This window comes from Kutzneria chonburiensis (assembly GCF_028622115.1).
Lineage (GTDB): Bacteria > Actinomycetota > Actinomycetes > Mycobacteriales > Pseudonocardiaceae > Kutzneria > Kutzneria chonburiensis.
In genome coordinates, this window is the sequence record NZ_CP097263.1 from 7,833,881 (window position 1) to 7,859,181 (window position 25,301).

22 protein-coding genes are annotated in these 25,301 nt (G+C 70.5%); 14 read left to right on the plus strand and 8 right to left on the minus strand.

From position 1 onward, the window contains the following. Nucleotides 1-238 precede the first annotated feature (238 nt). Together M3Q35_RS36255 and M3Q35_RS36260 are read left to right on the plus strand one after the other, a co-directional pair. The gene (locus M3Q35_RS36255) at nucleotides 239-2,812 is read left to right on the plus strand and encodes an ATP-binding protein (RefSeq protein ID WP_273937055.1); all 2,574 of its coding nucleotides are present in this window, start codon (nucleotides 239-241) and stop codon (nucleotides 2,810-2,812) included. 187 nt (nucleotides 2,813-2,999) lie between these two features. After that, nucleotides 3,000-5,828, plus strand: a complete 2,829-nt coding sequence (locus M3Q35_RS36260) for an AfsR/SARP family transcriptional regulator (RefSeq protein WP_273937056.1) — start codon at nucleotides 3,000-3,002, stop codon at nucleotides 5,826-5,828. A 224-nt stretch (nucleotides 5,829-6,052) separates the two neighbouring features. On the opposite strand, the gene M3Q35_RS36265 is transcribed toward M3Q35_RS36260, so the two are convergent. Continuing rightward, on the minus strand, nucleotides 6,053-6,787 hold the full coding sequence (locus tag M3Q35_RS36265; RefSeq protein WP_273937057.1) for an SGNH/GDSL hydrolase family protein: 735 nt from the start codon (nucleotides 6,785-6,787) through the stop codon (nucleotides 6,053-6,055). A gap of 165 nt (nucleotides 6,788-6,952) precedes the next feature. Here M3Q35_RS36265 and M3Q35_RS36270 point away from each other — a divergent pair, with 165 nt between their 5' ends. The 7 genes from M3Q35_RS36270 to M3Q35_RS36300 all read left to right on the plus strand — a co-directional run bounded on the left by M3Q35_RS36270 (nucleotide 6,953) and on the right by M3Q35_RS36300 (nucleotide 12,323). Beyond that, nucleotides 6,953-7,474 (plus strand): DUF3558 family protein, encoded by a 522-nt coding sequence (locus M3Q35_RS36270; RefSeq protein WP_273937058.1) that lies wholly within the window; start codon nucleotides 6,953-6,955, stop codon nucleotides 7,472-7,474. Between the two features lie 60 nt (nucleotides 7,475-7,534). Continuing rightward, complete coding sequence (locus tag M3Q35_RS36275; RefSeq protein ID WP_273937059.1) at nucleotides 7,535-8,701, plus strand: hypothetical protein; 1,167 nt, start codon at nucleotides 7,535-7,537, stop codon at nucleotides 8,699-8,701. Between the two features lie 97 nt (nucleotides 8,702-8,798). Continuing rightward, entirely contained in the window at nucleotides 8,799-9,266 is a 468-nt protein-coding gene (locus M3Q35_RS36280; RefSeq protein WP_273937060.1) for a hypothetical protein, read from the plus strand. 23 nt (nucleotides 9,267-9,289) lie between these two features. Beyond that, nucleotides 9,290-9,790 carry a DUF3558 family protein gene (locus M3Q35_RS36285; RefSeq protein ID WP_273937061.1) on the plus strand — a complete coding sequence of 167 codons (501 nt, stop codon included), beginning with the start codon at nucleotides 9,290-9,292 and terminating at the stop codon, nucleotides 9,788-9,790. A 28-nt stretch (nucleotides 9,791-9,818) separates the two neighbouring features. Further along, nucleotides 9,819-11,042, plus strand: a complete 1,224-nt coding sequence (locus M3Q35_RS36290; protein WP_273937062.1) for a WXG100 family type VII secretion target — start codon at nucleotides 9,819-9,821, stop codon at nucleotides 11,040-11,042. Then, nucleotides 11,042-11,773: an ESX secretion-associated protein EspG gene (locus tag M3Q35_RS36295; protein ID WP_273937063.1), complete on the plus strand. Its 732-nt coding sequence runs from the start codon at nucleotides 11,042-11,044 to the stop codon at nucleotides 11,771-11,773. Before M3Q35_RS36290 ends, M3Q35_RS36295 begins: the two co-directional genes overlap by 1 nt. Before the next feature lie 124 nt (nucleotides 11,774-11,897). After that, complete coding sequence (locus M3Q35_RS36300) at nucleotides 11,898-12,323, plus strand: hypothetical protein (protein WP_273937064.1); 426 nt, start codon at nucleotides 11,898-11,900, stop codon at nucleotides 12,321-12,323. A 140-nt stretch (nucleotides 12,324-12,463) separates the two neighbouring features. Here M3Q35_RS36300 and M3Q35_RS36305 read toward each other — a convergent pair whose 3' ends face one another. From M3Q35_RS36305 to M3Q35_RS36330, 6 genes are read right to left on the minus strand one after another with little or no spacing between them, the layout of a single operon-like run. Next, entirely contained in the window at nucleotides 12,464-13,483 is a 1,020-nt protein-coding gene (locus M3Q35_RS36305; protein ID WP_273937066.1) for an N-acetylglucosamine kinase, read from the minus strand. After that, nucleotides 13,468-14,733 carry a 6-phospho-beta-glucosidase gene (locus tag M3Q35_RS36310; RefSeq protein ID WP_273937067.1) on the minus strand — a complete coding sequence of 422 codons (1,266 nt, stop codon included), beginning with the start codon at nucleotides 14,731-14,733 and terminating at the stop codon, nucleotides 13,468-13,470. Before M3Q35_RS36310 ends, M3Q35_RS36305 begins: the two co-directional genes overlap by 16 nt. Further along, nucleotides 14,730-15,614: a carbohydrate ABC transporter permease gene (locus M3Q35_RS36315; RefSeq protein WP_273937068.1), complete on the minus strand. Its 885-nt coding sequence runs from the start codon at nucleotides 15,612-15,614 to the stop codon at nucleotides 14,730-14,732. The genes M3Q35_RS36310 and M3Q35_RS36315 overlap by 4 nt, the downstream gene beginning before the upstream one ends. Further along, nucleotides 15,614-16,600, minus strand: coding sequence for a carbohydrate ABC transporter permease (locus tag M3Q35_RS36320; protein ID WP_273937069.1), 987 nt, complete (start codon nucleotides 16,598-16,600; stop codon nucleotides 15,614-15,616). The genes M3Q35_RS36315 and M3Q35_RS36320 overlap by 1 nt, the downstream gene beginning before the upstream one ends. Then, nucleotides 16,600-17,943: an extracellular solute-binding protein gene (locus M3Q35_RS36325; RefSeq protein ID WP_273937070.1), complete on the minus strand. Its 1,344-nt coding sequence runs from the start codon at nucleotides 17,941-17,943 to the stop codon at nucleotides 16,600-16,602. The genes M3Q35_RS36320 and M3Q35_RS36325 overlap by 1 nt, the downstream gene beginning before the upstream one ends. 32 nt (nucleotides 17,944-17,975) lie before the next feature. Continuing rightward, nucleotides 17,976-19,172 carry an ROK family transcriptional regulator gene (locus M3Q35_RS36330; RefSeq protein ID WP_273937071.1) on the minus strand — a complete coding sequence of 399 codons (1,197 nt, stop codon included), beginning with the start codon at nucleotides 19,170-19,172 and terminating at the stop codon, nucleotides 17,976-17,978. Nucleotides 19,173-19,324: 152 nt separating this feature from the next. On the opposite strand from M3Q35_RS36330, the gene M3Q35_RS36335 reads away from it, so the two are divergent. Then, nucleotides 19,325-19,981 carry a DUF3159 domain-containing protein gene (locus M3Q35_RS36335; protein WP_273937072.1) on the plus strand — a complete coding sequence of 219 codons (657 nt, stop codon included), beginning with the start codon at nucleotides 19,325-19,327 and terminating at the stop codon, nucleotides 19,979-19,981. Nucleotides 19,982-19,985: 4 nt separating this feature from the next. Continuing rightward, nucleotides 19,986-21,242, plus strand: a complete 1,257-nt coding sequence (locus M3Q35_RS36340; RefSeq protein WP_273937073.1) for an ATP-binding protein — start codon at nucleotides 19,986-19,988, stop codon at nucleotides 21,240-21,242. Between the two features lie 24 nt (nucleotides 21,243-21,266). Here the strand turns inward: M3Q35_RS36340 and M3Q35_RS36345 are convergent, their stop codons facing one another. Further along, complete coding sequence (locus M3Q35_RS36345; protein ID WP_273937074.1) at nucleotides 21,267-22,259, minus strand: N-acetylglucosamine kinase; 993 nt, start codon at nucleotides 22,257-22,259, stop codon at nucleotides 21,267-21,269. A 119-nt stretch (nucleotides 22,260-22,378) separates the two neighbouring features. Between M3Q35_RS36345 and M3Q35_RS36350 the strand changes: the two genes are divergently transcribed. The 3 genes from M3Q35_RS36350 to M3Q35_RS36360 are packed head-to-tail and all read left to right on the plus strand — an operon-like array spanning nucleotide 22,379 to nucleotide 25,285. Further along, a complete protein-coding gene (locus M3Q35_RS36350) occupies nucleotides 22,379-23,233 on the plus strand; it encodes a fumarylacetoacetate hydrolase family protein (RefSeq protein ID WP_273937075.1) in 855 nt (284 codons plus the stop codon). 1 nt (nucleotide 23,234) lies between these two features. Then, nucleotides 23,235-24,536, plus strand: coding sequence for an enolase C-terminal domain-like protein (locus M3Q35_RS36355; RefSeq protein ID WP_273937076.1), 1,302 nt, complete (start codon nucleotides 23,235-23,237; stop codon nucleotides 24,534-24,536). Continuing rightward, nucleotides 24,533-25,285, plus strand: coding sequence for an SDR family NAD(P)-dependent oxidoreductase (locus tag M3Q35_RS36360; RefSeq protein ID WP_273937077.1), 753 nt, complete (start codon nucleotides 24,533-24,535; stop codon nucleotides 25,283-25,285). The genes M3Q35_RS36355 and M3Q35_RS36360 overlap by 4 nt, the downstream gene beginning before the upstream one ends. Nucleotides 25,286-25,301: the final 16 nt, after the last annotated feature.

The window sequence follows — 25,301 nt, forward strand, 5'->3', positions numbered from 1 at the left end:
TGATCACCGGCAGGTCGGGACCCCCGCTCGGGGTGGGTTCCGAGCTGTTGGCGGCCAAACTGGCGCAGCGCGGTCCCGCCGTCCGCAATCGGGAGCGGACGGCGGGACCGCTTCGCCTGGTCACCTCGGCCGTACGGCCACGAATCGGGCAAAGATGTCCGGGTTTTTCGACCTGTGGCCCGGCAACTCCAGGACCGGCCACCCTTGGTGGCGGTAGCTTGCCCGTCAGAACCACCTGATGGGGCGGGGGCAGCGAGTGCACAGCGCGCATCCGGCAGTCCGTCGCGGCGGTGTTCTGATCCGCCTGCTCGGCCGGCCTGAGATCCTCGGGGTCGACGGTCCACTACCCGTCGACTCGGCCGAGGCCTGCACTCTTCTCACGAGAATCGCCTTGCACCCCAACGAGATCGTGCTGACCGAGCACACCGAGGCGGCCGACGAGCTGCGCGTGCTGCTGGACAAGGCCGATCCGGGCGGCGACACCGAGCTGATCACCGAGCGCTTCGGCTACCGGCTGCGCATCGACCCCGAGCGCATCGACGTGCACGACCCGACGGCCATCTCGGCCGCCGATCTCGCGCTGCTGCCGGACGGGCTGCGCCGCGACCTGGTCGGCCGGCAGATGACCGAGCTGCACCGGCAGGGCCGCCGCGCCGAGGCGCTGGCGGTCTACGAGCGCATCCAGGCCGGCCGCCGCGACCAGCCGCTGGACCCGGTGCTGCGGGCCCTCTACGACCGCATCCTGTACGACGACCCGTCGCTGCTGCCGCCGGAGCCGTCCAGTGTGGAGATCGCCGGTGTGGTCGCGCCGGCGCAGTTGCCGCCGGCGCCGACCGGTTTCACCGGTCGTCACGAGGAACTGTCCAGCCTGGACCGTTTGCTCCAGGAGGACACGTCCACGCTCGGCGTTGTCGTCGGCGCGGCCGGCACGGGCAAGACGGCGCTGGCGGTGACCTGGGCCGGCCAGGTGGCCCGGGAGTTCCCGGACGGCCAGTTGTTCGTGTGCCTGCGCGGTTACGACCAGAACCGTCCGCCGGCCGAGCCGGCGGACGTGCTGCGACGGTTCCTGATCGCGCTGGGCGTCGCCCCTCAGGCGGTGCCGGTCGATCTTGCTGAAAGGGCCGCGCTGTATCGGTCGCTGCTGGCCGGCCGGCGCGTGTTGGTGATGCTGGACGACGCCCGCGACTCGGAGCAGGTGCGTCCGTTGCTGCCCGGCGGGCGGGGTCCGCTGACGATCGTGACGAGCCGTCGCCGGCTGGACGGTCTGGTCGCGCGGGACGGCGCCGCCTACGTGCCGGTGGGCACTTTGCCGGGCCCGCAGGCGGTGCGGCTGCTCGACGAGGTGTCGGACATCAGCTGGTCGCAGCGCGATCCCGTGAATGCGTCACGAATTGCAAACCTTTGTGGTCACCTTCCGCTGGCGCTGCGCATCGTGGGCGCACGGCTGGCCATGGCCCCCAACGGGACGCTGGCCCGGCTGGCCGACGAGCTGGCCGACGAACGGCACCGGCTCCAGGTGCTGGACATCGAGGATGACGACGACGACATGCAGGTGAGCGTGCGGCGGGCGTTCGACGTCTCCTACCGCACGCTGCCGCCGGAGTACGCGTCCGTGTTCCGGCTGCTGGGTTTCTTCCCCGGCCCCAACTTCGGCCCGCACCTGGTCGCCGCCATGAGCAACGGCTCGGTCAGCGCCGCCCGCACGGCACTGCGCGCGCTCAGCGCCGCGCACCTCATCACCGAGACCAGCCAAGACTGGTTCACCATGCACGACCTCGTGCGATTGCACGCCCGTGAAGTCGCGTTCTCCGAGCTCACGCAGGCCGAGGCGTTCGCCGTGGGCACGCGCGTGCTCGAGTTCTACTGCGTGGTCTCGGACCGGGCCCGGCGGCTGATCCGCCCGCCGGCCGACTCGCTGGCCCCGTCGCTGTGCTCGCTCGTGGCCACGCCGCGGCTGGAGACCCGGGCCCACGCGCTGGCGTGGTTTGAGCGGGAGCGCGGCAACCTGCTGTCCGTGCTGCGTGGCGCGCACCAGGGCTCCTTCCACACGCGCGTGTGGCAGCTGGCCCGCCTACAGCTGGACTTCCTGGCCACGCACTGCCCGTGGGAGGACTGGCGCACCAGCCACGAGCTGGGGTTGGCCGCCGCCAAGGCGGCCGGCGACCGCAACGGCGAGGCGCTCATGCACCACGGCCTTGGCCTGCTCTACGGGCGGTTGGGCGAGCACGAGCGCGCACTGGCCGAGCACGAGGCGTGCCGACGACTGGCCGAGGGCGACGGCGACCTGCCGGTGGTGGCGCTCGGGTCGGCCCACGCGGCGTCGTCGCTGTTCCACTTGAGCCGGCACGACGAGGCGATGGCGCTGTCGCGGCAGTCGCTCGCGCTGTACCGACTGCTCGGCGACCGCTACCGGCAGGCGCAGCCGCTCAGCACGCTCGGCGAGCTGGCCCGGTTGAGCGGGGACTACGAGGCATCACTGGCCTACAACCAGCAGGCGCTGCGCATCTACCAGCAGTACGACGACTCCGAGCGGCAGGCGTGGGTGCGCGTGCACCTGGGCGAGACCAACCGGGCGGCGGGCTGGCTGGACCACGCGGAGGCGAGCTTCACCGAGGCTGTGCGCCTGTCACGGGTCAGCGGCACCGCGCTGCGTGAGGGTTACGCCGTGCGCGGTCTGGGCGATGTCCATCTGGACCGCGGCGACAAGCTCGCGGCCCGTGCGGTGTGGGAAGAGGCACTGCGCACGTTCGGCCACATCGGCGCGCCGTGGGTGGCCAGCGTGCGGGCGCGACTGGCGAAATTGCTCGGCTGAGGGAACGCCGGGCCCCGGTCACGCGTCCCATGCTGCATGCCATCCGGGTGACCACGTTCGGCCTAGTAGCGTGACGGTTGACTACCTAGAGTAGTCTTTTGTTAGCCTGTTCCGGGGAGACGCCTCACGAACGGTTAACGGCTTCCCGTAAGTTGGACGCATCGCTCGCCTCAGGGAGCTGCCCCGAATGATGCTGCCGTCCACGACCGTCGAGCGAGCAGGTGCCATGCTCGAGTTCGGCGTGCTCGGTCCGGTACAGCTGCTGGTCGACGGGCGCCCGGCCGCGCTCGGGGGATCCGGTGTGCGCAGCCTGCTCGCGTTGCTGGTGCTCGACGCCAACCAGGTGGTGTCCTTCGACCGTATCGTCGATGCGCTCTGGGGTGACGAGCCGCCGGAGACAGCTCGCACGATCGTGCACGGTTATGTCTCGAAGCTCCGGCGCGTCCTGGCCAAGGCCGGCGGCGCCGCGTCCATTCGCACCCAGCCGCCCGGTTACGTGCTCCAGGTGCAGCCCGAGCTGGTCGACCTGCACCGGGCCAAGCGGCTGATCGGCGACGCCGGTGGCCGGCCGGCGGCCGAGCGGTCCGAGCTGCTCGGGCAGGCGCTCGACCTGTGGCGGGGTCCGGTGCTGGCCGGCGCGCAGCTGCAGAAGATCGGCCAGCCCGACATCGACGAGCTGCGGCTGGTCGCCGTGGAAGAGCGGGTCGCGGCCGACCTCGAGCTGGGCCGGCACGCCGAGGTGATCGGCGAGCTGCGCCGGCTGGTCGACGATCATCCGTTCCGGGAACGGCTGCTCAGCCTGCTGATGCTGGCCCAGTACCGGTCGGCGCGGCGGATCGACGCGCTGGTCTCGTACCGGCGGTTCCACCGCTACGCCACCGAGGAGCTGGGCATCGATCCCGGCCCCGAGCTGCGCCAGCTGCACGAGCAGGTGCTGCGGGACGATCCGGCGCTGCGGCTGCCGACGCCGACACGGCCCGGCCGGCAGGTCTACGGCCCGGTCATCCCGGCCCAGTTGCCCGCCGCGACCAGCGCGTTCGCCGGCCGTGACGTGGAGCTGGCCTGGCTCGACGGCATCCAGCACGGTGGCGGTATCGAAGGTGCCATCACCGTGGCCGGTGTGGTCGGCCCGGCCGGTATCGGCAAGACCGCGCTGGCCCTGACCTGGGCTCACCGCAACGCCGATGCCTTCCCCGACGGCCAGTTGTTCGCCGCGCTGAGGGGTTTCGACCCCGGCCATGAACCCACCTCGCCGGCCGAGGTGCTGACCCAGTTCCTGCTGGCCCTCGGCGTGCCGTCGGAGGCGATTCCGCTCGACCTCAACGAGCGTGCCGGCCTGTACAGATCACTGTTGGCCGAGCGTCGCGTGCTGGTGCTGCTGGACGACGCCCGTGACTCTGAGCAGGTGCGGCCGCTGCTGCCGGCCGGCTCCGGTTCGCTGGTCGTGGTCACCAGCCGTCGCCGTCTGGACGGCCTTGTGGCCCGGGGCGGCGCACGTCTGTTGGCGTTGACAACGCTGTCCAGCGAGGCATCGGTGCGGCTGCTGGACTTCTCCACGGGGCATCAGCGGCGTAGCGCCGAGATCGACTCGCTGCGGCGGCTGGCCGCGCTGTGCGGGCATCTGCCGCTGGCCCTGCGCATCGCCGCCGCCCGACTGGCCGCGAGTCCACAGTGGACGGTTGACGACCTGGTCAGCGAGCTGGCCGATGAGCACCACCGGCTGCGCGCCCTCGACCTGGAGGACGCCGACACCAGCGTGCGCGGGGCGTTCGACGTGTCGTACCGGACGCTGCATCCCGACCTGGCTGAGACGTTCCGGGCGATCGGCGTGCACGAGGGCAGTTCGGTGTCGCCGCACGTGGTCGCCGCGCTGACCGGGGTGGACCTGGTGACCGCGCGGCGCCGGCTGCGTGAGCTGGCCAGCGCGCACCTGCTGGCCGAGACCCGGGCCGACCGCTACACACTGCACGACCTGATCCGGCTGCACGCCCGTGAGGTCGCGGCGGCCGAGCTCGACGACCGGCAGCGCGCGCAGGCGGCTGAGAAACTGGTGAACTTCTACCTGCTCGTGGCCGACCGGGCGCACCGTCTGGTCCGCCCGCCGCGCGACGCCCACGTGCCGACCGTGACCGGTGAGATCGTCGAGATCCCCATGCTGGCTTCGGCCGAGCAGGCGCTGCGCTGGTTCGACGCGGAGTGGCCCAACCTGGTCGCCGCCGTGCGACTGGGCGCGACCGCCGGCCTGCATTCACACACATGGCAGCTCGCGCTGTGCCTGCGCACGTACATGTACCTGCGCGGGCTGACGTCTGACTGGGCCGCGGTGTTCGAGCTGGGGCTGCGCGCCGCGCGGGCGGCCGGCGACCGTGACGGCGAGTCCCGCATGCTGCGCGGCCTGGGCAACGCCGCAGAGCTCGTCGGTGAATACGACCTCGCGCTGGAGCGCTACCAGGAGGCGCACGCCATCGCCGTGCAGCTGGACGACCCGGCGCTGATCGCGCTGGCCGGCGACAACCTGGGCGGCATCCTCACCGAGCGCGGCCGCTACGACGAGGCCGAGACGTACCTGCGCGCGGCGCTGGACCTGTACCGCCGCAACGGCGACTGCCAAGGCGAGGCGATCGCCGTGAACAACCTCGGTGTGCTGGCCCAGGACCGTGGCGAGGACGAGACGGCGTTCGACCACTACGTGCGCGCGTTCCAGCTGCACCGGGACGGCGGCAACCACGAGGACGGCGCCCGCACGCTGGCCAACCTGTGCTGGGTCAGCCGGCAGCTGGGCCGCTACGGCGAGGCCGAGGGCTACGCCCGTGACGGCCTGCGAGTGGCCCAGACCTATGGCATGGCCTACGTCGAGGCGATGCTGCACCACCAGCTCGGCGTGCTGCATCTGGAGCAGGGTCGCGGGCAGGCCGCGCGCCTCGAACTCAACCTCGCACTGGCCGTCTACCGGCGCATGCGCTCCCCGTACGCGGAGGCCGTCGAGACCGCACTGGCTGGTTTAGCCGACGTTTAGCCCGCCCGTCAGCGGATGTGAAAACGTGGAAGGCGGACACCGCCGACGCTGTCCGCGGGCTTGGCTGCCGTGCGGGTGATGCTGGGGGACCCAGAGGGGGTCTGTCACCCGGTCGGATCAGCCGGCGCTCGGGGAGAGCGCCGGCTGAGCCGCGCTGTGTGGTTCCTACTTGCACCTGGGGGTCAGGTAGGAACCATGCAGCGCCGGATTCTTGGGCCGGACCTCTAGACGAATGGCCCCAGCTCCGGCCGCTTGGCCGTCAGACCGTCGCCGGAGTGCACGCGACGCAGCCGCCGTCCGATCCACGGCATGAAGAAATCCTTGGCCCAGCGCAGATCTTCCTGCCGCCGGGCGAAACCCTTGACCGGCGTGACCGGCGGCCACGGGTCGTTCCACGACTCGGCCTCGATGCCCAGCCGGTCCGCGACCAGCAGCGCCAGCCGGCGGTGACCCTCGGGCGACGGGTGCAGCCGGTCGGCCGCCCAGGCCCGCGAATCGCGCAGCATCTCCAGCGGCCACAGGTCGACCACGGTCGCGTTGTGCTTGTCGGCGATCGCCCGCAGGTGCCCGTTGTAGGTGGCGATCTTGCCGCGTAACCGGCCCAGCACCGGGGTGCCCTTGGTGTCCATCCCCGTGAAGATCACCACGTGGCTGCCGGCCGCGGCCAGCTGGCTGGTCGCGTCGTCGAACAGCTCCGCGATCCGGTCCGGGTCGCTGCCCGGGCGGAGGATGTCGTTGGTGCCGGCGCACAGCGTCACCAGGTCGGCCTTCATCGCCGCGGCCAACGGGATCTGGTCGGTCAGGATCTCCAGCATCTTGCGGCTGCGCACGGCCAGGTTGGCATACCGGAACTCCGGCGTGCCCGCCGCGAGCAGCTCGGCCAGCCGGTCGGCCCAACCCCGGTAGACCTGACCGTCCGGGCCCAGGTCCTCCAGCCCCTCGGTGAAGCTGTCGCCCACGGCCACGAATGTGGTGAAGCGGTGCTGCACTGCCGTTCCTCCCTCGAGTCCCCCACGAATTGGTTGGACAGGCCAACCAACCAGTCAGGATGCACCGCGCGGTTCGACCTACGCCACCGTCGGTTACGCCGCCGTAGGTGATCGGCAGCCGTTAGGGTCTGCGCCATGTCCGCACGCGTGCTCCCGCTGGTCGCCGGCCTGTTCCTGCTCACGGCCTGCACGTCAGGAGGCAACGCGCCGACCGTGACCGGCAGTCCCGGCGTGTCCGGGATCTCAGCCGAGCGTCCGGCCTCGCTGGACGGCATCGACCCGTGCTCGCTGATCGACGACCGCGGGCGCGGGGCGCTCGGCATCACCACCACGCCACACAATGGGGTGAATGTGTCGGCCTCCAGCTCGTGCGGCTGGCTGCTGCCCGACGGCTACTACGCCACGATCGGCCTGTTCACCCAGGTCGGCCTGGATGACCTGGCCCTTCCCGCCGGCGCCACGGCCACCTCGATCGGCGGACGGTCCGGCAGGAAGGTCGTGAAGACCGCCGATCCGGGCTGCTCGATCTACCTGGCGGCGACCGCGCATTCCAGCGTCCAGATCGACGTCGACCAGGGCAAAGACCCGGAGACCTCCTGCTACGACGCGCTCAAGGTGGCCTTCGTGGCCGACCCTCGGCTGCCGGCCGCGCCGTGAGCGCTCAGGGGCTACTGTCTGCGCCGACCCTGTCGCTCTCAGTGCCCCCTGGAGTCGGCGATGCAGCGCTACGGGTGGCTGGCCGCCGCCGCGGCCACCGGTGTGGTCATGGTTCTCGTCTCCGTGGTCGCCGGTGGCAGCAACGCCGCGCCGCAGACCCAACCCGGTGACCTGCCGCCGCTCGGGCAGCCCGTGGTCGTGCAGGAACCCGGCGGCGGGGAGCCGCTGAGCTACGGCGACACCGCCGCGTACGACGCGTGCGCGCTGCTGTCCACGCGGACCCTGGGCGATCAGGGCGTGCGCATCGATCCCGGCTCGTCGTTCATCGACAGCCACCTCGACGGCACCGTCTCGCCCGACGCCGCCGTGCCGCAGGGCGGTCTGGACTCCATCAGCAACTGCCGGTACACGCTGCTCGGCGGCGACGAGTTGAGCGTCACCGTGCAGCAGACCCCGTTCACCACATCGGACAAAGTGGACCAAACCCGGGCGTGGCCGCAGCAGAACAACGCCGTGGTGCGGCATGACCGTGGCCTGGACGTGTCGTCCTATCGGGACGGTGCCGGCTGGACCACCGTGATCGGCCGGCCCAAGCTGGCCGTGTCGATCAACTTCGACCTGCGGCGGCCGGTGTACGGCGACCGGGACCAGCACCAGTTCGTGCTCGACGTGACCAGGACCGTGGTCGACGCCGTGGTCGCCGGGCCGGCCGGGCCCGCGGTCTACCGGCACACCGGGCCGTTCACCGGCGTGAAGAGCCCGTGTCAGCTGCTCACCGCCGACGCCTTCCAGCAGGCTTATCCGGACGGGCCGTCCTCGCTCGTGCTGGAGTACGCCGACGCCGGTTTCGCCGCCGTGCCGCAGGACGACGGGGAGACCGCGCTGCGCACCTCGGCCAGCTGCCGGCGGTCCAATGTGGTGCCCGACGGGGCGCTCGGGCCGCTGTACCGGGAGATCCGGCTGGACATGGTCGTGTGGGACAAGCCGCAGTGGACCGTGCCGCGGGATCGGACCGACTGCGGCGGGTCGGCCGTGACTCTTGGCGTGACTCTTGGTGACGGCGCGAGCTGCCTGACCGATTCAGGGCCGTCGACCTGGAATCTGTCCTTCCGAACGGGACGATCCGTGATCACGCTTTCCACCGGCGGAGTCGCCGCCGGCGACCGGGAGACGGTGAAACGCCTGCTCACGCCGGTCGCGCGGACGATCGTCGCCCGACTGCGGTGAATATCTCGTTTGAGCGGGAACCTTGGTGAAGTTTTCTCCGTCCGAGAGGGCAGTTCGCTAGCATCAGGAGCCGTCAGCACTCAGGGTGGGGAGAGGCATGTCGACACCAGGGGACCAGTCGTCGATGGACCCGGCGGCGCAGGCTACCTATGACTATGCGCAGCGGGTGAACCAGCAGACCGGCGGTGGGGGCGGTCTGTTCGGCGGTCTCTTCTCGATGGTCGAAGGCTTGTCCGGCGCGGCGCAGACCGGCCAGTTCGCGGTCGACGAGAACACCGCCAAGGTCATCAACGACAAGCTGGCGGAGATCAAGAGCATCGCGGGGCAGGCGCGCCTCAAGCTCCTGAACCTCGACCAGATGCCGATCGGCCAGGGTTATGCGCAACAGATCTCGCAGCGGAACGTGATGATCCAGGCGGGCGGCCCTGATTCGGCCAACGGCCAGTTGATGGCGTTCGCCGAGAACCTGGACAAGCTCATTTCTGTGATCAATTCCAGTGTCGCCGGCTACCAGAGCAGTGATCAGGATGCGCACGGCGGCGTGAAGCGGGCGGGTAACTACTAGTGCGTCGTTCCTTGCTACTGACCGTGGTCACGGCCGGTGTCGCGTTGGTGGCTGCCGGCTGTGGCGGAGCCGCGGGCGGCACTGCCGCGCCGGCGACCGACACCGGCTCGGCCACCACGACCACATCAGCCGCGCCGACCAAGCCGAACTTCGATCCGTGCGCGGTGCTGCCGGCCGACGGTCTGGCCAAGCTGGGCATCACTGGGCAAGCAAAGATCGACCCGGACTCCGGCGCCTGCGAGTGGATTGGGCCCTTCGACGTCAGCACGCATGTCCTGCCGTATCCGCTCGGGCAGCGACCGAAGAAGGACAATCCGGTCATCACGCAGCTCACTGTCGGCAGCCGCAAGGCGGAGCTCAGGCGGTCGAACAGCGCAGGCTGGTGCAGCGTGGACTTGGCGCTGGGAGCGGCGCAGAGCTTCGACATCGCAGTGGTTGCGCTCGACTCGAAGGGGATGGAGACCGCGTGCTCGTCCGTCCAGGACATGGCCACCGCGGCCGAACCCAAGCTGCCGACATCATGAGTTTTCTCGAAACAGGGGGTATGGAGCGATGACGGGACAGCACCCTGCGGTTCCCCATCCGAACGCCAACTACCCGGGCTTGCCGCACGATGAACTGAAGAAGCTCGTGACGGTCAATGTCGACCCGGGGACCGCGTACAAGGCCGGCGACGAGTGGAAGCAGCTCGCGGGGCAGCTTCGTGAAGCGGCCATCACGCTGGACGCGGCGATCAACGGGTCGCAGTCGCACTGGGAGGGTGCGGCGGCCGACCTGGCTCGCGCGCATCTGTCCAAGGTCCGGGACTGGAGTGCCGACACCGCGGAGTTCTTCAACGCGACCGGCACGGCCATGCACGACCAGGTCGACGCGGCGGCCAAGGCCAAGACCGACATGCCGGACCCGATCAACTTCGACCCGGTGAAGATGTTCGAGCAGGCGGCAGGCAACCCGATCTCGATGATCACGCTGCCGGCCGAGATGTACATGACCTACAACGCGTCCAACTCGGCCAAGGACAAGGCCGTCAGGGTGGTGCAGACGCGCGACGCCTCGATGCAGCAGGCCTCGGCGTCCATCCCGGCCTTCACGCCGCCGCCGGACATCAACGACGGCAGCACCACCAACACCAGCGTGGCCAGCGCCGGTCCGGTCGGCTCGGGTGGCGGAGTCGCGGCGTACCAAGGGCATTCGGGCGGCGGCAGCTACGGCGGCGGTGGCTCGTACAACGCGGGCAACAGCGGCTACCAGCCGGTGCACCAGGGTCCGGGCGGCGGTAGCTACACGCCCAATCCGGTCGGCGGCACCACCAGCGGCACGCAGATCGCCGGCTACGACCAGGGTCCCGGCGGTCAGGGCTACAACAACCAGAACCTGAGCAGCAACCCCGGCGGCAACAACCCGTACGGGCCTGGCGGCAGCGGCCCCGGCGGTGCCGGCGGCTTCGGCCCGGCCGGTTCTGGTGGCGGCGCAGGCGGCGGCTCCGGTTACCGCGGCGGCGCTTCGTCTTCGGCTTCGGCGGCTCGGCCCGGTGCCGGCCCGTCGGCCGGTGGCGCCGGCGGCGCGGCCGAGGGTGCCGGCGCGCGTGGCGGCATGGGTTCTGCGGGCGCGGCCGGTCAGTCCGGCATGGGCGGCGCGGGTGGCCGTGGCGGCAAGAAGGAAGAGGACAAGGAGCACAAGCGGCCGACCTTCCTGGTCGAGACCGACGACGTGTTCGGCGACGGCCAGATGGTCGCCCCGACCGTCATCGGTGAGAATCCGGCCGGCGGGTACTGATGCCGCCGATCGCGATCCTCCCGCTGGCCGCGTTCGACATCGTGTGGGAGGACTCGCGACTCGGGTCCGTGCCCTATCCGTTCGACGTGCCCAGCCATGGGGCGACCCTGGACGAGCGCGCGCGGTTGCGCACGGCCGTGTACGAGGATCTGGAGCGGGGTGGGCTGGCGCGCGGTCGTCAGCTCGACCCCAACCTCTACGACGCGTTGCGGTTGTTGGCCCGGCCGCACGTCCAGTTGGACACCATCGCCACGCTGGACCGGCAGCGGGGGCTGATGCTGCACGCCGCCGCCGTGGCTGCCGGGCAGCGGGCGTTATTGGCCGTGCAGCAGGGCGGAACCATGCGGCTGGAGTACATCCGCGACACCGCCCTCGCGGCGTCGCTGGTGGCTTTGCTGCCGCCGCACCAGCCCGGTCCCGGTCAGCAGGTGTCCGTGCCGGCACGGGAGTTGGCGCAGCCCAACCGGCACAGTCCCGAGGCGCAGACGTTGACCACCATGCTCGGCGAGCCCGTGCTGCGGTTGGGACAGTTCGCCGGGGCCATGTTCGACGAGCACGGCGTCGCGCGGCGGATGCCCGGACTCAGCTGGTTCGACACCGAGGCTGGACGGTACCTCGGAGTGGCCGGCCGGGGCCGCGACGGCGAGGATTGGGCGACGCTGTCGCCGGCCGATGCCAGTGGTCTCATCCACCGGCTCGGCGACATGATCAGGATGGCCAACCGGCGCTGAGGGTTACTCCTCGGTCGGCTGACATATCTGACACGAACGGGTGAGTAACTGCTCCATCCGGTAGCGCGCATGGTGTGCTGCCCGATGGTCCGGCCAAGCGGTCGATTTGAGCAGGAGTCATCCCGTGCGTTTGTCGTTGCGATCGGCGGTGTCCGCGAGTGCGGCCATCGCCGCCGTCATCGGTGTCGTTGTCGGCGTGCTGCTCGTGTCCACTTCGGACGGTCAGGCGCCGGCCCGCACCATCGACCGCGGCGGGCAGCCGCTGCCGACCAGCATGCAGGAGGGACCGGACGGCATGCCCATGGACGGCGACGGCTTCCCGGTCACCGTGATCGCCTCCACGGTGACGGTCAACGGCACCCCGACCGTGAAAACGGTGACGGTGAGCAAGTCCCCCGGGCCCAGCACCCAGGCCGACCCGGTCGGCGCCACCCTCACCACCACGGTCGCCCCCACCACGACCACCACCGCGCCGCCGCCCACCACCACGACCACGCCGCCGGTCACCACGACCACCACGACCACCACGGTCAGCCCGTCCCCCCGCTGACGACCTCCCAATGCAGGGAAGGACGCCTTACCTGCATTGAACGCAGGTAAGGCGTCCTTCCCTGCATGCTGGGTGTCCAGCATGCAACGTTGGAACCGCGGGCGGAGAGCGCCGCCACCGTCAACTCTCCACTCACGGGGTCAGCCGGCGACGAGGCGCTCCTGGGCGGTGTCGGGGGCGTAGTGGGACCGCAGCCGCTCCTCCACCTCGGCGCTGGCGCCGATGGCGTCGAGCCCGAGTAACGCGGCCCCGGCAACCGGGGGAAGGTCGACGAGGTGCACGTCGGCCAAGGGCGCTACCTCGTGGCAGCGCCGGGTGATCTCGTCGAGCATGGTGTGGCCGGAGTTGGCCAGAACGCCGCCGCCGAGGACGACGTCGACCTGTGAGCCGACGAGGTCGAGCCGGCGCAGGGACACCGTGGCCAACACGACGATCTCCTCGATCAGCCGCTCGACCACGGCCGCGGCCACCGCGTCGCCCTCCGCGGCGACGCGGAACAGCAGCGGGCAGAGCTCGTGCACGACCTCGCCGGAGATCTCCTCGAAGTGCAAGCCGGCGACGACCTCGCTGATGTTGGTCACGCCGAAGTGCGCGAGGATCGCGGGCAGCAGAGCGGTCTGCGGGCCGCGGCCGTCGTCGGCCCGCACGGCATGCCACAAGGCATCCCCGCCGATCTGGGAACCGCCGCCCCAGTCGCCGGAGATCCGGCCCAGCGCGGGAAACCGGTGCACCCGGCCGTCCCGCGCCACGCCGACGCAGTTGATGCCGGCGCCGCACACCACGGCGACGCCGACGCCGTCGGAAGTGCCGGAGCGCAGCAGCGCGAACGTGTCGTTGCCGACCACGGTGCTGTCCGACCACCCCAGCTTGCCGAACTCCCGCTGGAGGATCTCCTCCTCGCGCGGCAGGTCGGCGCCGGCCAGGTAGGCGGCGGTGTGCCGGGCGAACGGCCTGCTGGTCGCCAACCCGGCCTTGGCCGCCGCCTCGTGCACCATCCGGTTGAACGCCTCGAGGCTGGGGTGCAGACCGATGTTCTGCGGCGACGCGCCGGGACCGCGCACATGCGCGAGCACGGTCCCGGCGTCGTCGATCAAGGTCACATCGGTCTTGCTGTTCCCGCCGTCGATGGCGAGCACGGCCGCCTTCACGCCTTGGCCCATGGCAACAGGTCCTTGTTCTCCGCGACCAGCTCGTCGGCGAGCTTCTCGGCGATCGAGTACTGGCCGATCAACGGGTGGGCGAGCAGTGCGTCGGCGACCCGGTCCCGACCGCCGTGGACGGCCGCCTCCAGCGCCAGGTACTCGTACCCGGTCACGTGCGAGATCAGCCCGGCGAACCCGGGCTCGACCGGCTTGACCGGCAGCGGGGTCGCCCCCTTGCTGTCCACAATGGACGGAACCTCGATCACGGCGTCGTCCGGCAGGAACGGCAGCGTGCCGTTGTTGCGCACGTTGACGACGTGCTCCTCGCCGGGCCCGCCGCTGGTCAGCGAGTGGACCAGCTGGATCGCGGCCTCCGAGTAGTACGCCCCGCCGCGCTGGGACAGCGACTCGGGCTTGGTGACCACGGCCGGATCCTGGTAGATCTTGAGCAGCTCGTTCTCGACCTCGGTGACCACGTCGGCCCGCGGCCGCTCGTGCTTCTGCTTCTCGACGACCTCGTCGTGCTCGTAGAAGTACTTGAGGTAGTACGAGGGCACGACGCCGAGCCGCCGGATCAACGCCGCCGGGATGCCGATGTGCTCGGACAGCTCCTCGGAGTGGTCGGCGATCAGCTGCGGCAACACGTTCTCGCCGTTGACGATCAGGCCCCGCTCCCACGTGAGGTGGTTGAGGCCGACGTGCTCCAGCTTCACGTCATCCGGCTGCAACCCGAGCAGCTGGGACGTCCAGCGCTGAAACGTGATCGCCACGTTGCACAGGCCGACCGCCTTGTGACCGGCCTGAAGCAGCGCGCGGGTCACGATCCCCACCGGGTTGGTGAAGTTGACGATCCACGTGTCCTCGCCGGCGATCTCGCGCACCCGGTCGGCGATGTCCAGCACCACCGGCACCGTGCGCAGCGCCTTGGCCAGGCCACCGGCGCCGGTGGTCTCCTGGCCGACGCAGTCGCAGATGTGCGGGAAGGTCTCGTCGGAGCGGCGCGCGGCCTGCCCCCCGACCCTCAGTTGGAACAGTACGGCGGACGCACCTTCGACACCCTCCTCGAGAACGCTGGTGGTGCGAACCTTGGCCGGGTGACCGGCATGGTCGAGCAGGCGCTGGCTGAACGGGCCGACGACGGCCAGTCGCTCCGCGTCCGGATCGACGAGCACGATCTCGTCCACGTCCAGACTGGTGCGCCGGCCGGCGATGCCGTCGATCAGCTCCGGGGTGTAGGTGGAACCGCCCCCTACGACAGTGAGTTTCACCCTTTGACTCCCGTGAAAGTGATCCCCTTGACGAACGACTTCTGGGCGAACAGGAACAGGACGATCACCGGCACGAGCACCAGCACGGTCGCGGCCATCGTCAGGTTCCACTGCACCTGGTGCATGCCCCGGAAGGACGCCAGCGCCACCGAGAGCGTCCAGCTGTCCTGCTTCTCGCCCACGTACAGCAGCGGTCCGAAGTAGTCGTTCCAGGTGTAGAGAAAAGTGAAAAGGCCGGCGGCGGCCAGGCCCGGCTTGGTCATCGGCACCAGCACCCGGTACAGCATCTGGAACTCGTTGCAGCCGTCCATCCTGGCCGCGTCGAAGTAGTCCTGCGGCACCGTCACGAAGAACTGGCGCAGCAGGAAGATGCTGAAGGCGTCGCCGAGGAAGTACGGCACCACCAGCGGCCACAGCGTGCCGGTCAGGTGGAGGTTGGCCCACATGCTGTAGATCGGCACGGCCACCACCTGCGGCGGCAGCATCATCGCGGCGATCACCAGCATGAAGATGAGGTTGCTGCCCCGGAAACGCAGGCGGGCCAAGGCATACGCGGCCGGGATGCTGGAAATCAGCATGCCGGCGGTGGCCAGGATCGAGTACAGCAGGCTGTTGCCGAAGTACTCCAGCATCGGCGCCTTCTCGAACACCGTGAGGAAGTTCTCCGGGTGCCACGAGCGCGGCCACAGGTCGGACGTGAGCGCCTGCTGGTCGGACATGAACGCGGTCAGCACCACGAACACGATGGGCAGCGCGAAACCGACGCCCAGTGCCAACGCGACCGCGTGCACGGCGATCCAGTTGAGGATGTCCCTGGGATGCCGCTTCTTCGGCTTCGGCGCGGGACGGGCGGCCACGGCGGTGGCGGTCAGGGTAGCCATCAGTGAGCCTCCGCCTTCCCCGCGCGCAGCTGCCGGATGAGGATCGCGGTGAACGCGAACGAGACGATGAACAGCAGCACGGCCATGGCCGAGGCGTAACCCATGTGGTACGAGCGGAATCCCTCGTTGTACATCCACACCGGGAAGGTCAGCGTGCTGTTGTCCGGGAAGCCGATCAGCTTGGAGTTGCCGACGGCGTCAGCGGATCCGGACGCGACCGAGCCGGCCACCACCGCCTGGGTGAAGTACTGCAACGCGAAGATGATCGAGTTGACCACGCCGTAGAGCAGCACCGGCGCGATGGACGGCAGCGTGATCTTGCGGAACTTCATCCACGGGCCGGCGCCGTCGAGGTCGGCGGCCTCGTAGAGATCACCGGGCACGTCCAGCATGGCGGCCAGGATGATGATCATCAGCTCGCCGGAGCCCCACAGCGTGAGCAGGGTCAGCGACGGCTTGGACAGGTTGGGGTCGTTGAACCACAGCGGCCCGTTGATGCCGAGCCAGCCCAGGATGGTGTTCACCGGGCCGGTGCCCGGGTTGAACAGGAACACGAAGGTCAGCGTGGCCGCCACCGGCGGGGCCAGCGACGGCAGGTAGCACAGCGCCCGCAGGAAGCCGGAACCGTTGCGCACCTTGGTCAGGATCTGGGCCACGCCCATGGCGAAGGCCAGCCGGCCGACCGTCAGCACGACGACCAGCCACAGCGTGTTGTACGCGGCCGCCTTGACCAGCGGGTCGCTGGTGAACATGAACACGTAGTTGCGGAGGCCGACGAAGTCGGCGGTGTTGAGCCCGTCGTAGTTGGTGAACGAGAAGTACACCGTCGCCAGCAGCGGGTACACGAAGAACAGCACCATGCCGGCGGCCCAGGGCGCCAGGAACAGCAGCACCCATTTGCGATGGCGGCCGCGCCGCCGCGCCCGTCCCGTTGAGGGGACGGACGCGGCGGGTGCGTCGGCCGAACCGAGCAGAGTTGCGGTCATCAGTTCCCGCCGAGCGCCTTGGCGTCGTCGATCGTCTTGTCGGCCTGGGCGAACGAGGCGTGCAGGTCCTTGACCTGACCGCTCTGCCAGGACGAGCCCAGGTCCTCGGCGGTCTTCAGGTACGCGCCGCCGTTGGGGCTGGCCGGGTTGTTGGCCAGGTTGGGGTTGTCGAAGATCTTGAGGAACGTGTTGAACTGGGCCGGCATCTTCAGGTCGGCGCTGTGCAGGGCCGCCTTGGTGCTCGGCACGTTGCCGAGGCCGTTGGCCAGCTGCACCAACGCGTTCGTGTCCATGGACAGGTACTTGATCAGCTCCCAGGCGGCGCCGGCGTTCTTGACGCCCTTGGGGATGCCGATGATCGTGCCGGTGGTGTAGCCGCCGCCGTAGGTGTCGGCCTTGTCGTCGGCCACCGGGGACGGCGCGGTGTCGTAGTTCAGGTTGGGCACGTCCGACTTGAGGAACGCGGTCCGGTACTCACCGTCGAACATCATCGCGACCTGGCCCTTGTTGAAGGCGTGGTCGGGCGAGTACTCCTGGCCGAGGCCCGCGGTGAACTTCTGCAGCTTCTCCCAGCCGTAGAAGTCGACCAGCTGCTTCTGGAAGGTGAACATCTCGGTCCAGGCCGGATCGCTGGCCAGGTCCGACTTACCGTTGCCGTCCAGCCACTTGGCGCCGAACTGCGGGGCCCAGATCTGCGGGTGGTTGGCGTAGAAGCCGAACTGCGGGATGAAGCCGGCCACCTTGATCGAGCCGTCCGGGTTGAACTCGGTCAGCTTCTTGGTGTCCTCGAGCAGCTCGCTCATGGTCTTGGGCGGCGCGGAGATGCCCTTGGCCGCGAACAGGTCCTTGTTGAAGTACAGGCCGTACACGTCGGCCAGCATCGGCATGGCGCAGCGCTTGCCGTTGAACTGGGTGTAGTCCTGGACCGCCTTGGGGATCTGGGTCAGGTCGGTCTTGTCCCGGTCGATGTAGGGCTTGAGGTCCTGCCACGCCCCAGACGAGCAGAACTGCCCGATGTTGTCGGTGGAGAACGAGATCGCCACGTCCGGCGGGTTGCCGCCGCGGATCGACTGGGTGATCTTGTCGTCGTCCTGGCTGCCCTGGCTGTTGATCGTGATGTTGGGGTGGGCGGCGTGGAAGCCGTCCAGCACCTTGTTCAGGATGCCCAACTCACGGTCGGCGAAGGCGCTGTAGACGGTCAGCGTGACCTTCTGGTCAGCGCTCGGCGCGTCCTGCGCGCCGGTCGTGCCGCCGCCGGCGGTGCACGCGGACAACAGCAGGACTAATGCTCCCGCCGAGCAGGTGGCTGCTCGGGCCAGGGCGGCGCGTCTGGGGGTACGCATGGGCCCTCCAAGGACAGGGGGTTTCGGCGGATTCATCGAGCGGTATGCAGCGGCGGCAGCATGTCGTTGGCCGGCAGGCCGAAGACCTCTTCCCTGACCACGGCCAGGGCGGAGTGCATGGCCCCGGCGCGGACCGCGTGGCCGGCGACCAACGCGAGTTCGACCGGGGTTCGGGGAATGACGAGGCGACGGAGCTCGGTGGCGACCAGCTCGCACAGCACGGTGCCCCCGGCGTGCGCGACCTCGCCGGACAGCAGCACCAGCTCCGGGTCCACGACGCTGACCACGTTGGCGATGCCGACGGCGATGCGCCGGGCCAGGTCGGTCAGGAACTCGCGGCCGGCGGTGCCGTGGGACAGCGCCTTGGTGACCGCGCCCAGCGCGTGGCGGGCCGAGATCCCGTGCGAGCGGGCCAGCTTGGTCACCGAGGAGTTGGACAGCAGGTCGCCGTAGCGGGTGCCGGCGCGGTCGATCCCGGTGTCCTGCCGGGACAGATCCGGCACGCGCATCCAGTCGACCTCACCGGCGCCGCCGGTGGCGCCGCGCAGCAGCACCCGGTTGATCACGACCGCCGAGCCGACCGCGTCGACCGGCCAGACGAGCACGAAGTCGCGCACGTCGACGGCCCGACCGATGATCATCTCTTCCAGCGCGACCAGGTTGACGTCGTTCTCGACGGTGACCGACGTGCCCAGCAGCTCGTGCAGGCGGCCGACCACGTCGAAGCCTTCCCAGCCGGGCAGGTGCGGCGCGAAGCCGAGCTGACCGGTGGCCGGGTCGACCGCGCCCGGGCTGCCGACGACCACGTGGTGCAGGTCGCTGACCTGGAGGTTGGCGTCGCTGGCCGCCTTGGCCATGGCCTCGGAGAAGACGGTCAGCACGTCGCTGCCCTTGGGCATCAGGGCATGGTGCTCGGTCAGCGTGGCGCCGGAGATGTCGGCGATGGCCACGTCGACCGAGTCGGGGGTGAGGTCGACCGCGGCCACGTGGGCCAGGCCGCCGTTGACCGCCCACAGCTGGGCGCGCGGACCCCGGCCACCACCGCGCAGGCCGTCCCGGCGGACGATGTCCTGCGCTTCGAGGCGGGTCAGCAGCTGGGCCGTCGCGGGCTTGGACAGCCCGATGATGCCCTCCAGCTCGGACCGGGTCAGCGGCCCGTTGCGCAGCAGCGCGTCGATCGCGGCGCGGTCGTTGATCTCGCGCAGCAGTCTCGGGCTTCCGGCACGCACTGGGTAACTCCTGTCTGTTAACTTTCCAGACGATTTCGTGCCACCGTAGTGACCGCGCTCACCCAGGTCAATGGGTCGTTCACCCCGTATTCAGGTCGTAACAGTGAGTGCAAGTTACCCATTAGGGTCCCCTAACCTGGCAGGCTAGGAGGGTGATCGAGCGGGAAGAGACCTTCGCGCAGCTCCTCGGCGGGCGTGGCGCGGCCCTGGACGCCACCCTGCCGTCCGTCGCGTTCGTGGCCGGCTGGCTGCTCACGAATCACTCGGTCGGGTGGGCGGCGCTGATCGCCGTGGCCGCCGCGGTGGTGGTCGGCGCGATCCGGCTGATCCGTGGCGACAAGATCCGGGCCGTGCTGATCGGCGCGTTCGTGGTGTCCGTGGCCGCGCTGGTCGCCATGTACACCGGTCGAGCCATCGACTTCTTCCTCGTGCAGCTGCTCAGCAACGCGGCCAGCGGGCTGGCCTTCGTGGTCAGCTGGGCGGTTCGGTGGCCGCTGCTGGGCGTGATCATCGGGGCCCTGCTGGGCCAGCGGACCCGATGGCGGCAGGACCCGGACCTGCTGCGCGCCTACGGCCGGGCCACCCTCGTCTACTCGATCCAGTACGGCATCCGGGTGATCGTGTTCGGCTACCTGTGGTGGCAGGGCGACGTGGTCGCCTCCGGCATCGCCCGGGTCGCCCTCTCCTGGCCGCTCTACGTGGTCATGCTGGCCCCGACCTGGTGGGTGTTCCGGGCAAGCCTGCCCTCGGACCACCCGGGTCTACGGCATCCGCGCCGTAGGATCGGGTCCGATACCGACCCGGGGTAGGCAGATGGGGCGAGGCGGCAGGAGCGAGGGCGCTGCGGCGCTGTTCGGGCCGGAGCTGCGGCGGCTGCGGCAGCAGTGCGGCCTGTCCCTGCGCGACCTGTCCAAGGTCATCGGCTTCACCCCGGGCTACCTGAGCAAGGTCGAGAACGGCCGGCCGCCGTCGCCGGAACTGGCGCGGGCGTGCGACGAAACCCTGAGTGCCGGCGGCGCGTTGGCCGCGCTGGCCAATGCCGAGGCGTCCGTACGGCCGGCGCAGCTGCCGGCCGGCATTCGGCGCTTCGTCGGCCGGTGCGATCAGCTGCGGTCGCTGGACAGCGCCGGCGCGCGAACCGTGATCATCGACGGGCCGCCCGGGACCGGCAAGACGATGCTGGCCCTGCGCTGGGCCCACCACGTCGTGGACCGCTTTCCCGACGGCCAGTTGTACGTCGACCTGCGCGGATACTCGGCGCACGGTCGGCCAATGGAGCCCGGCGTCGCGCTGGAGGAGTTCCTCGGCGCGTTGGGTGTGCCGGCCAACGGGATCCCCGCCGGCTCGGAGCGTTCCTCGGCGTTGTTCCGGTCGTTGGTGGCCGACCGAAAGCTGTTGGTGGTTCTGGACAACGCGGCGTCGGCCGAGCAGGTACGCCCGCTGCTGCCGGCCGCACCGGGCTGCGTGGTGGTGATCACCAGTCGTGAGCGCCTGTCAGGCATCGCCGCGCCGCGGGTGACCCTCGGCGCGATGACTCCGATCGACTCCGTCGCCTTGATTCGCAGCGTGATCGGCGACGAGCGGGCCGACGCCGAGCCCGATGCCGTGACCGATCTGGCCGTGCGCTGCGGTTTTCTCCCGTTGGCCCTGCGGATCGCCGCCGAACGTGTCGTGGCGCAGCCGCACTACCTGGTGCGGGACCTGGTCGAGGAGCTCGACGCCGACGGCCGGCTGGACGTGCTGTCCACCTTCGATTCCATTGCCGTGCGGACCGTTTTCGACTGGTCGTACCGGCGGCTGGACGCCGACTGCGCTCGGATGTTTCGGCTGCTGGGGCTGCACCGCGGGCCGCACATCGACACCGGCGCGGCTGCGGCGTTGGCCGGGCTGCCCGTGCCCGCCGTACGGGTGTTGTTGGACCGGCTGGCCGCCGTGCATCTCGTGCAGAGCCTTGGGCGTGACCGGTACGAGCTGCACGACCTGCTGCGCGAATACGCCGCTGAGCTGGTGTCCGGCGACGTGCCCACTTTTGCCACATGCGCTTCCTATGTGGCATCTGGCGCCACATAGGAAGCGCATGTGGCGAAAAAGTGGCTAGCTCAGGAGCTGGGGTCGTAGGCTCAAGGCCGCCGGGCCGAGCAGCTCCAACGACGCCAGCCAGGCCGCGCCGGCGGCGCCGTCGCTGGCGATGGACACCTCGCCGCCGCAGGCCTCCTCCAAACCCGTGAGCAGGCGCTGCCCGAGCACCCCGCCGCCAGCGGCGACAGAGCCGATCACCACCACCGGCGTCCGCTCGCCGCCGGACCGGGCGTCGCGGGCGGTCCGCACCAGCCAGTCCACCGCCTCGGCGACGATCTCCCCGGCCAGCGGGTCCTTGGCCTCGGCCGCCGCGGCGACCAGCGGGGCCAGCCGGGCCAGGTGGATCGGCGGCTCGGCGTTGACCGCGGTGATCAGCCGGGACACCACCGATCGCCGCAGAATCGGATCACCGCTCACATCCTGGATGGCCAGCACGGTGGCCAGCACGCTGCGGGCCAGCGCCCCCAGCGCCGAGCCGGTGGCCAGGGTCCGCAGCGTGGCCCGCACGGCCTGCCGCCCGAGCCAGAAAGCCGAGCCCTCGTCGCCGAGCAGCCAGCCGAAGCCGCCGGAGATCGCGACCTGACGTCTGTTCACGATCCGGGCTGCGGCCGAGCCGGTGCCGGCGACCAGCACGGTGCCGTCGGCCGACGCGGTGCCGGCGGCGAAGGCCGCCTCGGCGTCGGTGACGACCCGCAGGCCGCACTTGAGGCCGGCCCCGTGCCACGCCGCGTCGAACAGCGCGGCCACCCGGTCGTCGGCCAGCTTGCTCGCGCCGGCCAGCCCCAGCACGCCGGCCCGCACCCGGTCGGCCGGCACGCCGGCCGAGGCCAGCGCGGCCGCGATGGACGCCGCGACCTGCTCGGCGGCCACCTCCGGCGGGTGCGAGTTCGGGTTCGCGCCGCCGGCCCGGCCGGTGCCCACGCGGGCCCCCGCCAGATCGGCCACGAGGGCCCGCGTCGTGGTCCCCCCGGCGTCCACGCCGACCAGGTAACCCTCGGTATTCGCCACAGCCACCCCATGGAGTCATCGGATCAGTTCGGTCAAAGTTCGGGCTGCTGGTCTGGACTTCGCCGGACTCAGCGGATATACATCGGAGGTCTTTCGGTTCGAGCGAGGAGGAACCCTCCGTGCAGCTGCTGCGCCTCGGCGCTCCCGGTAGCGAGCGCCCTGCCGTCCGCACCGAGGAGGGCGTCGTCCACGACCTCACCCCGGTGACGGCGGACATCGACGGAGCTTTCCTCGGAAACGACGGAGTGGCCAGAGCCCGAACGGCCCTGAACGCCGGCGAACTGCCGGTGATCGACGACAGTGGCCTGCGCGTCGGGCCGCCGCTGGCCGGCATCGGCAAGATCATCTGCATCGGGCTGAACTACTCCGACCACGCCGCCGAGACCGGCGCGACGGTGCCCGACGAGCCGGTGCTGTTCCTCAAGACGCCGGACACCGTGGTCGGCCCGTACGACGAGGTCCTGGTGCCGCGCAAGTCCGTGAAGACGGACTGGGAGGTCGAGCTCGGCGTCGTGATCGGCCGGACCGCGCGCTACCTCGACAGCCACGAGGAGGCGCTGGCCTGCGTGGCCGGCTACGTGCTCTCGCACGACGTCTCCGAGCGCGAGTTCCAGATCGAGCGCGGCGGCACCTGGGACAAGGGCAAGAACTGCGAGACCTTCAACCCGCTCGGACCGTGGCTGGTGCCCGCCGAGGACATCGGCGACCCGCAGCAGCTCGGGCTGCGGCTGTGGGTGAACGGCGAGCTGAAGCAGGACTCCTCCACCAAGAACATGATCTTCCACGTGGCCGAGGTGATCCGCTACCTCAGCCAGTTCATGGTCCTGCGCCCCGGCGACCTGATCAATACCGGCACTCCGGCCGGCGTCGCGCTGGGCCAGCCGGACCCCAAGCCGTACCTGCGCGCGGGCGATGTCGTCGAACTCGAGATCGACGGCCTCGGCAAGCAGCGGCAGACCTTCGGGGCGGCCTGAGATGGCCCGTGTCGTCGCGCTCGACGTGCTGGACATCCGGTTCCCCACGTCGCGGGAGCTGGACGGCTCCGACGCGATGAACCCCGACCCGGACTACTCGGCCGCCTATGTGACCCTGCGTACCGACGAGGGCCCCGACGGCTACGGCCTGGCCTTCACCATCGGCCGTGGCAACGACGTGCAGGCCGCAGCCATCCGCGCGCTGGCCCCGCACGTGGTCGGCCGGCCGGTGCCCGAGGACGCGGCCGCGCTGGCCGCGCTGTCGTCCGAGCTGATCGGCGACTCGCAGCTGCGCTGGCTCGGCCCCGAGAAGGGCGTCGTGCACATGGCCATCGGCGCGGTGGTCAACGCGGCCTGGGACCTCGCGTCCCGCCGCGCCGGCCTGCCGCTGTGGCGCTTCCTGGCCGGCATGACGCCGGAGGAGATCGTCGGGCTGGTCGACTTCCGCTACCTGTCCGACGCGCTCACCCCGGACGAGGCGCTGTCCATCCTGCGCAAGGCCGAGCCGACCAGGGCCGGCCGCATCGCCCAGCTGACCGCCGACGGCTTCCCGGCCTACACCACCTCGCCGGGCTGGCTCGGCTACTCCGACGAGAAGCTGACCCGGCTGGCCAAGCAGGCGCTGGCCGAGGGCTTCGACATGATCAAGCTCAAGGTCGGCGGCGACCTCGACGACGACGTGCGGCGGATGAAGCTGGCCCGCGAGGTCGTCGGCCCCGGCGTGCGGGTGGCGGTGGACGCCAACCAGCGCTGGGACACCGACGTGGCCATCCGCTGGATGCGCGAGCTGGCCCCGTACTCGCCGTACTGGATCGAGGAGCCGACCTCGCCAGACGACGTGCTGGCCCACCGGGCCATCGGCGACGCGCTGGCCCCGATCAAGGTGGCCACCGGCGAGCACGTGCAGAACCGCGTGGTGTTCAAGCAGCTGCTGCAAGCCGGCGCGGTCGACGTGGTGCAGATCGACGCCTGCCGGGTCGCCGGCGTGAACGAGAACATCGCGATCCTGTTGCTGGCGGCCAAGTTCGGCGTGCCGGTGTGCCCGCACGCCGGCGGTGTCGGGCTGTGCGAGCTGGTGCGGCACCTGTCCTTCTTCGACTACGCGGCGGTGTCGGCCTCGATGGACGGCCGGGTCATCGAGTGGGTCGACCACCTGCACGAGCACTTCACCGACCCGGCCGCGGTGGTCGGCGGCCGCTACCTCGCGCCGACCGAGCCGGGCTTTTCCGCCCGGTTGCGGGAAGAGACGCTGAGCCGGTACGTCTATCCGGACGGTCCAGTGTGGACGGAGGCTGTGGTATGACCGACTTCGACGGTCTGGCCGCGATAGTGACCGGCGGCGCGTCCGGCATCGGCCGCGCCACTGCGGAACTGCTGGCCGCCCGCGGCGCCCGCGTCGCGGCGCTTGACCTCAACCCCGACCAGGTGTCCGAGCCGCTGGTCGGAATCCGTTGCGACGTAACGGATGACGCCTCGGTGCGGGCGGCGGTGGCCGAGGCCGCCGAGCGCTTCGGCCGGCTCGACATCGTGATCAACAACGCCGGCATCGGGGCCCAGGGCGACGTCGCCGCCAACGACGACGCGCAGTGGCACCAGGTGCTGGACGTGAACGTGATCGGCATGGCCCGGGTCAGCCGGGCCGCGCTGCCGTGGCTGCGGCAGTCGCCGTCGGCCGCCATCGTCAACACCTGCTCCATCGCCGCGTGGGCCGGGCTGCCGCAGCGCGCCCTGTACTCGGCGAGCAAGGGCGCGGTGTACGGGCTGACGCTCGCGATGGCCGCCGACCACGTGCGGGAGGGCATCCGGGTCAACGCCGTCGCGCCCGGCACCGTGGACACACCCTGGGTCGGCCGGCTGCTCGACGCGGCGCCCGACCCCGCCGCCGAACGGGCCGCGCTCCAGGCGCGCCAGCCGTCCGGGCGGCTCGTTTCCGCCGACGAGGTCGCGCATGCCGTGTGCTACCTCGCCAGCCCCCTGTCGGGATCGACCGCCGGCACCGTGCTCGCGGTGGACGGCGGCATGTACGGCCTGCGCCTTCGGCCGCCGAGTTAGAACGAAACGAGGAACG

Excerpts from the sequence above, each read along its gene's own strand:
- M3Q35_RS36255 (WP_273937055.1), top strand. The coding sequence starts at position 239 with ATGGGGCGGGGGCAGCGAGTGCACAGCGCGCATCCGGCAGTCCGTCGC.
- M3Q35_RS36260 (WP_273937056.1), top strand. The coding sequence starts at position 3,000 with ATGATGCTGCCGTCCACGACCGTCGAGCGAGCAGGTGCCATGCTCGAG.
- M3Q35_RS36270 (WP_273937058.1), top strand. The coding sequence starts at position 6,953 with ATGTCCGCACGCGTGCTCCCGCTGGTCGCCGGCCTGTTCCTGCTCACG.
- M3Q35_RS36275 (WP_273937059.1), top strand. The coding sequence starts at position 7,535 with ATGCAGCGCTACGGGTGGCTGGCCGCCGCCGCGGCCACCGGTGTGGTC.
- M3Q35_RS36280 (WP_273937060.1), top strand. The coding sequence starts at position 8,799 with ATGTCGACACCAGGGGACCAGTCGTCGATGGACCCGGCGGCGCAGGCT.
- M3Q35_RS36290 (WP_273937062.1), top strand. The coding sequence starts at position 9,819 with ATGACGGGACAGCACCCTGCGGTTCCCCATCCGAACGCCAACTACCCG.
- M3Q35_RS36295 (WP_273937063.1), top strand. The coding sequence starts at position 11,042 with ATGCCGCCGATCGCGATCCTCCCGCTGGCCGCGTTCGACATCGTGTGG.
- M3Q35_RS36305 (WP_273937066.1), bottom strand. The coding sequence starts at position 13,483 with ATGGGCCAAGGCGTGAAGGCGGCCGTGCTCGCCATCGACGGCGGGAAC.
- M3Q35_RS36315 (WP_273937068.1), bottom strand. The coding sequence starts at position 15,614 with ATGGCTACCCTGACCGCCACCGCCGTGGCCGCCCGTCCCGCGCCGAAG.
- M3Q35_RS36320 (WP_273937069.1), bottom strand. The coding sequence starts at position 16,600 with ATGACCGCAACTCTGCTCGGTTCGGCCGACGCACCCGCCGCGTCCGTC.
- M3Q35_RS36325 (WP_273937070.1), bottom strand. The coding sequence starts at position 17,943 with ATGCGTACCCCCAGACGCGCCGCCCTGGCCCGAGCAGCCACCTGCTCG.
- M3Q35_RS36340 (WP_273937073.1), top strand. The coding sequence starts at position 19,986 with ATGGGGCGAGGCGGCAGGAGCGAGGGCGCTGCGGCGCTGTTCGGGCCG.
- M3Q35_RS36355 (WP_273937076.1), top strand. The coding sequence starts at position 23,235 with ATGGCCCGTGTCGTCGCGCTCGACGTGCTGGACATCCGGTTCCCCACG.
- M3Q35_RS36360 (WP_273937077.1), top strand. The coding sequence starts at position 24,533 with ATGACCGACTTCGACGGTCTGGCCGCGATAGTGACCGGCGGCGCGTCC.